Annotated in this window: 7 protein-coding genes; 2 read left to right on the top strand and 5 right to left on the bottom strand. The window is 52.9% G+C overall.

Annotated elements, in window-relative coordinates; translation table 11 throughout:
• Nucleotides 1–221: 221 nt before the first annotated feature.
• Both FIL88_RS11440 and FIL88_RS11435 read right to left on the bottom strand, forming a co-directional pair.
• Nucleotides 222–3,338: an efflux RND transporter permease subunit gene (locus tag FIL88_RS11440; protein WP_142854005.1), complete on the bottom strand. Its 3,117-nt coding sequence runs from the start codon at nt 3,336–3,338 to the stop codon at nt 222–224.
• Nucleotides 3,335–4,477: an efflux RND transporter periplasmic adaptor subunit gene (locus FIL88_RS11435; protein ID WP_142854004.1), complete on the bottom strand. Its 1,143-nt coding sequence runs from the start codon at nt 4,475–4,477 to the stop codon at nt 3,335–3,337. The genes FIL88_RS11440 and FIL88_RS11435 overlap by 4 nt, the downstream gene beginning before the upstream one ends.
• A gap of 451 nt (nt 4,478–4,928) precedes the next feature.
• Here FIL88_RS11435 and FIL88_RS11430 point away from each other — a divergent pair, with 451 nt between their 5' ends.
• Complete coding sequence (locus FIL88_RS11430; RefSeq protein WP_142854003.1) at nt 4,929–5,624, top strand: glycosyltransferase family 32 protein; 696 nt, start codon at nt 4,929–4,931, stop codon at nt 5,622–5,624.
• Between the two features lie 199 nt (nt 5,625–5,823).
• Here the strand turns inward: FIL88_RS11430 and FIL88_RS11425 are convergent, their stop codons facing one another.
• On the bottom strand, nt 5,824–7,401 hold the full coding sequence (locus FIL88_RS11425) for a glycosyltransferase family 2 protein (protein WP_142854002.1): 1,578 nt from the start codon (nt 7,399–7,401) through the stop codon (nt 5,824–5,826).
• Between the two features lie 306 nt (nt 7,402–7,707).
• On the opposite strand from FIL88_RS11425, the gene FIL88_RS11420 reads away from it, so the two are divergent.
• Nucleotides 7,708–9,948 (top strand): glycosyltransferase family 2 protein, encoded by a 2,241-nt coding sequence (locus tag FIL88_RS11420; protein WP_142854001.1) that lies wholly within the window; start codon nt 7,708–7,710, stop codon nt 9,946–9,948.
• A gap of 65 nt (nt 9,949–10,013) precedes the next feature.
• Here FIL88_RS11420 and FIL88_RS11415 read toward each other — a convergent pair whose 3' ends face one another.
• The gene (locus tag FIL88_RS11415; RefSeq protein WP_142854000.1) at nt 10,014–10,991 is read right to left on the bottom strand and encodes a glycosyltransferase family 2 protein; all 978 of its coding nucleotides are present in this window, start codon (nt 10,989–10,991) and stop codon (nt 10,014–10,016) included.
• A 315-nt stretch (nt 10,992–11,306) separates the two neighbouring features.
• Nucleotides 11,307–12,704 (bottom strand): glycosyltransferase family 39 protein, encoded by a 1,398-nt coding sequence (locus FIL88_RS11410; protein ID WP_281281308.1) that lies wholly within the window; start codon nt 12,702–12,704, stop codon nt 11,307–11,309.
• Between the last annotated feature and the right edge of the window lie 78 nt (nt 12,705–12,782).

Here is a 12,782-nt window from a genome sequence, read left to right as displayed (position 1 = left end):
GGGAACACGACCTCATTCAGGTGCGATCGCGCTGAGCTAACCCTTTAAGTCTTGCAGCATTGCCCACACCAACTATGGAACGCGCTCTAAACCAGTTCGATTTGGCGCACAGTTTCGGCGAACGCGACTTTGTTGCATCCAGAGCCCCGATTACCGAGGCTCTGATACGTTTCTCAATACCCTATTAAGGGCGGCGGAAAGACCCCTGATGCAATACAGGCTCAGGTCATCTTCGCTACCTGCTCTGCCGCGAGGCCGCGGAGCTTTTTACGTTCGCCTAGCATTAACATCGCCGGCGTGACCAAAAGCGTCAGGACCGTAGCGAACACCAAACCACCTGCGATTGCGCTTGAAAGCTCGGTCCACCACTGCGTGGAGGGCGCTCCATAGACGATCTCTCGTGTGAAGAAATTGATGTTTAGACCGATCACCATTGGCATTAGCCCCAAGGCCGTTGTAACCGAGGTAAGCACAACAGGGCGCAGGCGTTGGGCACCAGTGCGAATTGCGGCTTCGATTGGCGACATCCCGGATGCTTTCAGGTTATTATAAGTATCGATCAAAACAATGTTGTTGTTCACAACAATGCCAGCCAACGCGATGACGCCAATTCCACCCATGACAACTCCAAAAGGTCTGCCGGTGATCATCAGGCCCAGCAAAACGCCTGCAATCGAAAAGACGATCGCTGACATCACGATAAAGGCCTGCCAGAAACTGTTGAACTGCGTCAGAAGGATCAGGAACATAAGCCCGATCGCCGACAGGAAGGCTCCAATCAAGAACGTCATCGCGTCCTGTTGTTCCTCAGCCTCGCCACCAAAATCAACGCTGACGGTCGGCGGCAGATCAAGCTCGGCGATGGCGGTTTGCAGCGCCACAACCTGATCGTTCGCAAGCAAGCCGGGCGATACGTCTGCAGTGATCTCGACCACTCGCGCCTGATCGATACGGGTGATCACACCACTTCTGGGTGTTGGCTGGAAGCTGACGAAGTTCGAGATCGGCACCAACCCCGAACCCGTTGGAACACGCAGCGCCTCAAGCTCGGCCAAGGTGCGGTCAACGGCTGGAAAGCGAACGACAATGTCCACTTCCCCGTCGGAATCGTCGGGGCGATAGTCTGCAACGGTGATCCCCTGCGTCAGCAACTGTACCGCCTGACCAAGCAACGCCACATCGGCCCCACTGCGTGCCGCTTCCGAGCGGTCCACTTTGATAGACCATTCCACGCCCGGCGATGGGCGTGTTTCCACAACATCAATGAATCCGCCCAGACGGTCCATCGTCTCAAGGATCATTTGGACGCCCTTGCCCTGCTCTGCGGTGTTCTTGCTGAGCACTTTCAGATTGATCGGTTTGCCACCACCCGGACCACCGGAATCCGTCTGAACCTGTACGTTTACGCCCGGAATGGATGCCATGTCGGCGCGGATGTCTTCGGCGATCAGCGCAACCGGGCGTCGTGTATCCCACTCGGCCAGCTCCAGCTGTAAGGACCCAATCGTGTCGCTGGTGAAGGACCCGCCTGAACGTGCATAGACACTGCTGATTTCCGGGTATTCCTGCAGTTTCTGCTCGACCTCACGCACAAGTGCATCTTGCTCATAGACCGAGAAATTGTCTTTCGCGAGAACCTCAACCTGTGCGTAATCCGGTTCGACCTCGGGAAAAAAGGTCACGCCATTCCCAAGGCTGGCATAGGCCGTGAAGGACGCAAACAGGGCAAATACAGCCAAGAACACTGTAAACCAGGGGCGCAACAGCGACCATTGCAGGATCTTTACATAGCCCCCCATGAACCCGGTCATATCCCGCGGGTCACCACGTTCAGCGGCATGAAGCTGCTGCTTTTCACGTGCCGAGTGGCTTTGACGTCGACCAATAAGCCCCCCAACAACCGGGATAAACACCAGCGCCATAAACAAAGACGCCGACAGCGTGATGATCACCGTGATGGGCAGGAACTTCATGAACTCGCCAACGGTGCCCTGCCAAAACAGCAGCGGGAAGAACACACACAGCGTGGTGGCTGTCGACGCGATAATCGGCCAAGCCATACGTTTGGCCGCCAGTGCATAGGCTTCTTTCGCAGGTTTGCCTTCGGCAAGGTTCCGGTCCGCAAGCTCTACCGTCACGATGGCACCATCCACCAGCATTCCGACAACAAGGATCAGCGAGAACAGGACCACGATATTCATCGTGAACCCCATGAAGTAAAGACCCGCAACACCGGTCAGAAATGCACCGGGGATCGCCAAGCCCACCAGCAGCGATGACCGCACACCAAGTGCGTACACCACCACGATCATCACAAGGATCACGGCAGCAATCACGTTCGCTTCGAGGTCTGTCAGCATTGACCGAACCTCTTTGCTTTCATCCAGAGTATAGCTGACCTGAACGCTATCCGGCCAATCCTTCTGGGCTGCATCAATGACGCTGCGAACCTGTTTAACGGTCTCGATGATGTTGGCGCCCACGCGTTTCTTGACTTCAAGTGCCAATGCCGGTTGCCCATCAATCCGCGCAAACCCCGTGGGGTCCTTAAAGGTTTTACGGACCGTGGCCACATCGGCGAAGGTAACCACCGTCTGGCCCCGAACAAGGACGGGAAGTTCCATAACGTCTGCCAGATTTTCAATCAAACCAGGCACTTTCAACACAAGCCTGCCCGCTTCGCTTTCAATCGCTCCGGCGGCAATCAGCTGGTTGTTACGGGTGATCGATCCAATCAGCTCATCAAACGTGATATTATAGGTCTCGAACACGGTGGGATCGATCAGAACTTCCAAAAGCTCGGTACGTTTGCCACCCACATCGACTTCCAACACGCCGCCCACGGCTTCGATGTCATCCTTCAGATTGTCAACAAGCGCGTTCAGTGTCCGCTCGGGAACCGGGCCCGACAGGATGACGTTCAGAATGGGGAACAGTGCCGTGTTGATCTCGGTTACCGTAAGATTGGCGTCCTGTGGCAACTCGTTCTCGGCGCGATCGGCAGCCTCGCGAACTTTGTCCAGTGCCGCATCCGCATCGAAGCCGGGCTCAAACTCCAGCTGCACAGAAGCGTGACCCTCGCTGGCATGCGCCGTCATTGTCTTGAGGCCGGTAAGTGAGGCGAATTCGGTTTCCATTGGACCGACAAGAACATCCTCGGCGTCTTCGGGGGAAATCCCGTCCACACCCGTTGAGACATACATGATCGGAATGGGGATTTCCGGATTGCTCTCTTTCGGGATGGCGATATAGGCCAGCGTGCCGACCGCCAAAAGGAAGACCAGGATAAGCTGAACTACTTTGCTTCGGCTAAAGGCCGCATCAATCAGCGCATTCATTGCGACACACTCGCCAGTTCGGCAGTCTCGCGATCAATTGGCTCGACGATGTCGCCGGCTTCGACGAACCCCTGCCCGACCGTGATGATCCGCGCGTTATCCTCTAGCCCGGTCACCCAAACCCCGTCAGGCTGGGCCCGCACGATGGACACTGCATTGAAAACCACTTCATTGGCGTCATTAACGGTTTTCACGCCAAGATCGCCATTAACCCCCAATGACAGGATCGCCGGCGAGATAAAGTGGCCACGCGCCTGTCCGGTTGGGATCGAAATTCGTGCACTCAAACCCGCAGGCATCTCGCTTTCCGGATTATCGACCGAAATCTCAACCCGGAAGGTTCGCGTTTGGCTGTCAGCGTTTCGACCAATGAAGTCCACCACACCAACCCGCTTTTCGCCGGTGATAAAAGATACCTCTGCCGCTTGGCCTTGCTTTAGTCGCCCAAGTGCTTGCTGAGGCACTTGCACAACCACCGACAAAGGATCGTTATCCAATACAATAGCAACGGCGTCGCCATCGTTGACGAATTCACCTTCGCCCAATGTCATCTCGTTCAACCGACCCGAAAAGGGGACGCGAATGATTGTATTATCCAGCTGGTGCTGAATATCCGTGATCTGCGCCTGTGCAGTCGCTTTGGCCGCGCGGGCCTGGAAAGCTTGGCGTTCTGTTGCGATGCCTTGGCTCAGAAGCTTCTCAACACGCGCAAGCTCGGTCGACGCTTGTTCAAGTTGCGCCTGTGCTTGCGCTAACAAGGCTTCGACAGTTTCGCTGTCGATACGGGCGATCTCTTGGCCTTGTTCAACCAGCTCGCCACGCTCCACACTGACGGACATGACCTGCCCCGAGGCTTTGGCGGGAATATTGGTCGAGCGATCAGGGATGGATTGTCCCTCGGCAGACAAGACCAACTGCACGGAGTCAGCTTCTGACATCATAGTCTCAACCGCAACCGGCTTGATCTCGGTATCTGCGGTTTCTGGCTCAACTCCCTCGGAGGGAATGATAAAGCCGCTGCCCATCCAACCAACAAGGATCAGCGTCATAAAAATGGCGAGCCATTTTGAGCGCCCAGCGCCCGCGTCAGATTGGAACTCTAGCGTCCCTCGGAGATCAGGGCCTGAATCGGTCGTCATTTCAAAGATCCTTAAGATATTGACAATTTGGTCAAAGCAGTCAGCAAAGTGGATTTAGGCCTCCACCTCCGGGTATTCCAGACTCGTACTCAAAAAAAAGTAGAAACGCGCGCACCTAATTGACCTGGAACAGGCTGATCGGTGTGCAGAGTGCCATTGCGTCTTGGCAAGATCATCTAGCACGCAGCCAGAAAGGATTGTCACAAGGTTGCGATTGATAGATTCGCTGATCGTGTAGGGCATGCCGCGCAAAGTGTATCGCACCACCCTGTCGAATTGTATCGCACTTGAGCTCTCAACTCCCGCCAGGAGCAAGTATTAGAGACGCCCAATCTGATGAGGGCTGCGCGCTGCAAGTTTTCTATTCTGCTGGGATTTCCTTGACGTTGGCGTGACAACAAATCAGAACACACATAGTGTAATATACTAAATAGTACTGTTGGAGACGCGTATGGAGATCAGCATTCCCAAAAAATTGGGGCATATCTGGATCGGGCCCCTGCAGCCCCCAATTGAGTGGATGCAAAGCTGGAAAGATCACCACACCGATTGGGAATACACGCTCTATGACAACGAGTATCTGTTGTCGCGTCGCTGGCGTGCTCAAAGTTTGATCAACGAATACTATCGTCGCGGTCAGTACGCTGGCGTTGCTGACCTGATGCGTTATCAAATTCTCTATGAGCAGGGCGGCTTGATCCCCGGTGCGGATTCGCGTTGCCTGCGCCCAACTGATGAACTTTGGACCACGCCGTCTCTGTTTACTGTCTATGAGAACGAAGAGAAAAAGCCAGGACTAGTCTCACCATTTCTGGCTTCGGCCAAGGGTCACCCATATTTGGACCAAATTTTGCGTCGATTGGTGAGGCGAAGTTCACCCGAACGGTTGGAAACCCCTTGGAAATCTGTGGGAAATCAGTTTCTAAAACGCGCCATCTCGACGCAGCCTCCAGAGAACCTGGTTATCTTCCCATCCCACTACTTCATTCCAAAGCATAAAGAATCCCCGCGTTATCAAGGAGACGGTCCAGTATACTGTGACCAGATGTGGGGAACGACCTTGAATCTATACCAGAAACCAGATGGCGTTGATATTGAGGCAATCAGAAAAGAGCACATCACAATACTGGAAGCCAAGCTAAGCTAACATCGTTACCGTGGGGCAAGTTATGCGTGCGTCTTAGCGCCTTGGAGTATCTACGACGAAAATTTGCGACAACCGGCAGATAGAGCAATTCAACGCAGCTCTTCAGCGTTCAAGTGGAAACCAAATCCAAGATCGCAAGAGCTACACCTTTCGTTGCACTCAAAGGCGGCGAAAGGTGTAAACTTGCTTCAGCGTCAGTCTATTCTGGGACCGTAATCATATATTGCTGGCCAAGTCGAGTTGGGCGGTTGGTCATGCCCTGAGCACGCATAGTGTCCAGAACGGCCTCTTTCACATGCATTCGATCATTGCGCTTCCAGAAGAAGTCATCACCCGCGATGGTACCTCCGGGGCGAACTTTCCGGAAAGACAGTTCCAGATCCTTACATACGAAATCGTACAGGTGATTACCGTCAATATAGACCCAATCGAAGTAGTTGTCTGGGTATGAAGCAAGTACCTCGGCTGAGAACCCCTGACGGACCGACACGTTGGACAACGATCCATAAAGGGCTTCGACATTCTTGCGCATCACGCGCATTTCTTCCGCTTCGCTGTGTTTTTTATGTGTCCAATCATCAGGATTCTGGTCGGCAAGCAAATCCCAAGGATCGATCAAAACCAGCTCGGTCGGCTGGGTCACGTGCAGAATATGCTCAGAGAAGCCGCCGTTCCAAACGCCAATTTCTGCACCCCTCCCGCCTTTTGGGAGAGTTTCCAGCATGCGCAGTCGGTTCTGGTGGCGCTTAGGCGCTTTCAGGGTCAATTCCCGTGCTGCACTATTGACAGAAGGGGTGTCAGCCGGGGTTTCCAGAGGCGATACTGCCAAGATCTGTTCTTTCAGCTCTCGATAATCCGGCTGTTTCAGCAGATGCTCAACTTGAGCTACATGGCACTCTTTAGCGGCCTCGTGAAGATGACGCACAACGGGATCGGATTTCAGAAAAGACAGTTCTTTCTGGAGTCCCGGCATCATTCTTGAGATCGACGTTTCGCGAATGCCGCCGCGACACCAGCGTTTCCAATAGTGTAACTCCAGCCTATTCTCGGTGGCATTCCCATCCCCACGATCGCGTTTCAGCAAAAAGGAATCTACTGTTCGCACTGCGTAGTGATTAATCTGCGCAACGTCATAGCCATAGTTGGTCTGGGGACGCGCAGGGGTGTCGGCATGCCCATCACCACACCAAGGCGCACCGTAGACAGCGTTTTCCGCGAAACTTTCGTTGTATTTCGGCTCGTGGATACCAAAGCGTTCGATGTTTGGATTAGGCTTGAAAAGCGTCTTAACGAAATGGCCAACTTCATCTGGCCGCGCATCCGGAAGCTCTGCGTCAAGCAGTGCTTCGGTGGTTAGGCCGTTAACAATCTTTTCTTGTCCGTCGTTAGAGAACATACGCCAACAAACTGGTATGGCATCGGCTTCCGGATAAAGATCCAGCAGGTCGCTCAGCTGACCATCTTTAACTTTGATGTTTAGAAACTCATCGACGTCAGTGATAAAAACCCAATCGGCCCCGGAGTAGAGCGGATGGTCTTTCGCGTATTTGAGAGCCGATTTATGCGGTCCACGCTTGAGCACTTTGCTGCGTACATGGGTGACAATGCCATTGGCATCAAGACGATCCAAAAGCAGGTCAGTTCCGTCCCTGCAATCGTTCGTATAGATTAGGAAATCTGTAAATCCTATGGAACGATGATAGGCCAACCATTCCAAAATATAGGGACCCTCATCGCGCATCGTCGAAATGATAAGGAAACGGTCGTCACTGGTCATAATACTCTATTGCTCCGTCGTCTCATACAGAGATGTTTTTGTCGGCTGTTGGCACGTTAAGGCTTCGAGATGATTTCACAAGTGCCAGCGTGTAGCATCTTGTAATCATAACCTGCTTGGTTTGCAAAGCTGGCACGCGTCAGTAGGACTACAGAAAGAAACATAACAGCAACAAGCAACCCTCATTTACATCTTGGAAAAACCACGAAGCTGTCCAAGACTGAGCCCACTTCTGATTATGCTATTCATGAGGCCCGAGGTAGCCTATTGGGTTGCTACAGTATTTTAGCTAGAGGTCGTGTTCGTATGTCGGGTGACTCATGGAAACCAAGAGAGCATCACCACACGAGAACCCATGGTTATTCCCGTGGAACGTTGCTTGATGTGGTGTGCACCGAAAACGAGAACTGGCTGTTTTTTTCGCGAGACACAGATTCGGAATCGATATCTATTCCTGAGAACCTAACGGAGCTTCAACGTTTCACAATTGGGAATTGTCCAGTCATTTCAACGACAGCACCGCAGGAGATCCAACCGATTCTGATATCGATTGCTGGCGAGAAACGACTGGTACAACCAAGACCATCGCAAAAAGCGGCGTTCACCGGGATGAACGTCCTTTTTGCCGAGGTAAATGGCCAACCTCCGGAAACTGTGCTGAAATGGTTGGAATACTACACGAAATACCATCAGCTTCAGGGTGCGTTACTGCTGTTTCGAGATGACGCCTCGGGGGATATCAATGAAGTCATACGCCTCAGTCAAACGCTGCCCGATCTGAAGCGGTTGATTTGCTTGGACTTCGACACCCCATTAGGGGCACCCGACCTCCCTTCGGCCACGCATCCATTCAACTGCTTTTCGGCGCCAGGCAAAGATCGTATGGAACGTCCAGCCGCCGATCCCCAGACAAGCCCCTTGGCTGCGCTACATCTATGCGAATACGCTCGCCACGCCTATTTGGGGGACGCGGCCGCAGTCGCCAATCTTGATGTGAGTGACTTCATCCCCCCACTTGATGGCAGCACTCTGTTTGACGAAGTTAAAAAGCGGCAGGCGGACTATTTACGACTTGAGGGTATTCCCTGCTTTCCCTGGCGCCCGCGCAACATCGAACAGCCACAGTTCGGCGATCACATTTGCCACCAGTTTGACCAGCCGCGTATTGTCCCGCGCTGGTGTCTGATCCCAGCGCGCATTTCTCCGTCAGCCCGATGGCGTATAAGGGGCATTCCCCGCGCCACCCCGGAAATAGCAACCCCGTTGCAGTTTTATCGCGCCATGGCTATCCGACACCCGAATGTCGAGGTTGGGAAAATTGCTCCGAAATCCAGCCTGATCGTTGATAGAGATTTGCAAAACATTTCGACCCGTACTCTGGGCTATGATCCCATTCTTCCGCCCAAGGTTGAACGTCCGGCGAATATTCGAGAGGGCTCCGTTACGGTCGTCACCACGATGAAGAACGAAGGTCCCTTCTTGTTAGAGTGGCTCGCGTATCATCGGGTGATCGGAGTTACAGATTTTCTAGTCTACACGAATGACTGTGACGATGGCACGGACACTTTTTTCGATCTGCTTCAAGAAAAGGGGTATTTGCAGCACCGCGAAAACCCGTATCGAACGTCAGGACAGAAACCACAACACGCAGCACTTTTTGCAGCATCGCAGGAAGACTTGGTCAAGTCGTCTGATTGGCTGGTCTGCATTGATGTGGACGAGTTCATTACCATAAAGGCCGGGGATGGGACGCTGAAGGGGCTTTTTAATGCGGCTCCCAATGCCAACATGATTTCAATGACATGGCGCCTTTTTGGGAATGGTAACCATGACGACTTCAATGACGAACTTACGACGGAAACCTATACAAATTGCGCCCCAGAATTCTGCCCGCGTCCACATCAGGCGTGGGGATTTAAAACCCTATACCGCAACAACGGTATTTTCAGAAAAATGGGGGTGCACCGTCCTAAGGGTTTAAATGCGCAATTGGTTGACGAAGTAAACTGGGTTAATGGATCCGGCAGCCCGATGCCCCGGGGGGAATATAGAAATGCCTGGCGCAGTTCGAAGAAGACGTTTGGGTATGACCTCGTATCTCTAAACCATTATGCCGTCCGCAACTCCGAGAGCTTTCTTGTAAAGCGAGATCGTGGAAGAGTGAATCACGTAGATCGCGATCAAGGGCTGGCATACTGGTTTCGCATGAACAACAACGCCGAAGAAGATCGCAGCATTCACCGCATGCTGCCCGCCCTAAAAGCCGAGCTTGAACGCCTGAAATCTGATCCCGAAATTGCCGCCGCGCATGCGTACTCCGTGCGCAAGCACCGCGCTAAGATTGATCAGCTTTTGACCTCAAGCAAAAACAGAGAATTCTTCAATGAGATAAGTGGCGACCGAATGCGCCGCTTATCTAGATTACACCGCTACTTCGGCATGAATGTATTCCTTGCCGGACCAGAATCTGTTCCAGATGACGTCGTGAATGGCGACTTGCCAGATGACTTCTTTTTCACCGTCGAAAAGACCGAGACAAAACACTAGTAGGCTTAAGATCTGGTTAGGATTTATCCCTAATTATCTGCAAGTAAAGTTCAATTGGAAGGCGCTTACTCTCCGCTATTCCCCGCAAGGGATAGCTGCCACACCAAGCGAAACATATCTTCTTTCTGAATCGCGTTTTGCGCAACCTGTCGGTGATGCCGCACGGCCATTCGATGTAAATCCTGCAATTCATCGCCCCGTGCAAATCCAGCACGGCAGGTTTTTAAGCCAGGCAAAAACCGTTGAATACTACGCTCCTCCAGCGTATTGAAATTCCGCTCGACCCAATAGCCAAGTCCAATCTCTTTGCTGCGCCGATTGGGTAGCCCGCGATTGATTTTAACCAGGAAATCCTCCACCGACCGCAGAGAATAGTGGTTCAGTTGTACAAGTGACCCCGCGTGAGGTTCGCCGACTTTCAAGATCATGTGTTCCGCACCTTCGTCGGCTTCCGGAACAGACTCACCCGAGGCAGTCACCCAATTGGCCATGCGACCCTGTGCGCGAGGTTTGGGGCGGTGCACGCCAGGACGCCCAAATGCGGTACGCCTGTAGAGGGTTTTGAAAAAACAGTGCCAGTTGGCCCGCAAAGCCAAAGGAGCCGCCTGTGTGAATGCTTCTAACGTCAGACCGCCACCCATGACACGTTGCCGGTTGTTACCAAAAAGGCGCCAGGGCAGCATGATCGCATCTGTCTTGTCCGGCATTGCCTCAACCAGCTCGCGCAGGTCGGAAAGGGGTTCCGCAAGATTTACGAATTCATCACAATCAATCACCATCACCCAGTCGGCGACTTGATAGGCAGGATGGGTTCGGGCTTGCTTAAGAGCCTGCCATTGAACGGATTTGTTTGCCGGAACGTCATGGCGGATGTGATGCAGCCACCCTTCACCCGCCAAAATATCCAACATTTGGCCGGTGCCATCTTCACAATCATTGGTAAAGATCAGAAATTCATCCACACCTAGCGCGCGATGATGGGCGATCCACTCTAATAGGTGCGGCCCCTCATTTCGCATGGTTGTGATGCAAAGAACTTTCACAAGCTGACCAAGCGATGCTGAAAGCGTGATCTTGCCTGCAATTGTTGGCGTCGGAAGCAGGGTTGCTTAAAGGCGCAAAACTGTGTGATCGGGCTGTCGGGCCTATGCGCCCTTTTGTTAGCAGGTCTCATGTTCAATTCCACCTCGCCCACTTTTCCCAAAGCCATTTTCCGCACGACACCATACCAACAGAGCCAAGACCCTTGCGTCAATTTGTTTGCAAGTTACGACCGTCGGCAGTTTGTGTCTAGCGACTACACCGCCGCATCGCTGGCGGCGCTTCTCATGGCGCGCCCATCTCTCAGACCTGAAGCACTATCTGTCTCTCTTTAATTGAAACAGCTTGAAACGAGAATGCTCTTCGATCTGGGAATAGTTTTCATTCAAAAACGCCAACAGCTCGGGGAAATGCTGAAGCTGTCCTTCGGAGGATCTGGGGTTGCCCGTAGCCCAAGGGGTGGCGTCTTGGAGTTGAACAACAAAATGCGTGGGCGGCACGGTCTTCAGCCGGTTGAGAAGATCGCTATCATAACGCCCATCATTGTGGGCAACCATAAACGGCCATGCGTAGGGAAACTTATAGCGCGGAGGCGTTTCCGCCAGAAAATACAGCATCGTCTCGAACCCCCAAACAAAGAGCGTGTCATCTGGCCCGTGATGCTTCTTTAGGGTTTGCGCAAACTCTAGCGTTTCAAGGATATCGAAATCAGAAAATGGGACCAAGTTTCCAACATACACAGCATCGCCATTTGCCGCACGTAACGCCCGAACTCCAGACATATTTTCCGTGGCTGCCTGGCTGGGAAAATAAAGCCCAAGCAGCAAGGAAAATGCAACTGCATTGGAAAAAGCGCGGCCACTGGTTCGATGACAAATGTACTCAACCGTAAATCCGATCAGAATGGCATAGGCTGGCACAAGTGGTAGAAAATGATAGGCGAACCCCTTGCCTTGTGCTGCACCGGACAACCATCCAGAAAATATCCACAGAACAGCAACCACCAATACAAGGGCGCGCCTGTTCCTAATCCAGTCGAAGACCATCAACATTAGCCCTACGCCCACACACACCAACAGATAAACCGAGATCATTCCGGGCAGCTGGAACCCAATCAAAGGACTTCTCGCATCCGAGCCTTTGTACCCAACATAGCTCATCACGTACCTTTGGATCTCGATGAAATCATCCCAGGCACCATATGTGGCAAGCGTCATCATCACCACAAACAGGGCGACCGCCCCCCCAAAGAAGCACGCCAGGAAATCAGTAAAATAGAAGCGGGCTTCATCTTTCCCCAGAAAATTGACCGCTAATGGAGTGAAGACCAGCACCCCTGCACCGCCGATTGTATACTTGAAGCAAAACGCCACACCAAGGATCGCCCCAGAACCCAACATAGCCAAAAACCGCGATCTGCCATTCGGGCATGCCCACGCCTTGAGCATTAGCACTACCGCAGGGATCAACAGAAACCCAGCCCAACCGTCTGTCTGCGCGTGCTCCCAATAGCCATAGCTGTAATACAGGGTGGCGAATCCAATGGCGGCTGCGATTCCAAAGACAGGCGTTCGGTGCAGCTGCCGTCCGATCTCAACCAGTCCAAGCGCCGCAAGCGTCGCGGCGCCCAGATCAAGCGCACGGATTGCCATCATGCTATGTCCAAACAGTGCCTGTGATACCCAGTGCATAACAGTCGTTAGCGGTGGCTTCACGTTGTAGACGTCTCGGTAAGTCACAAGCCCTTCATCCAGCGCGAAGGCGATGGTCGCATGAATACCCTGGTCACGACC

The organism is Aliiroseovarius halocynthiae (assembly GCF_007004645.1).
GTDB lineage: Bacteria > Pseudomonadota > Alphaproteobacteria > Rhodobacterales > Rhodobacteraceae > Aliiroseovarius > Aliiroseovarius halocynthiae.
This window is presented reverse-complemented; position numbering and strand designations above follow the sequence as displayed.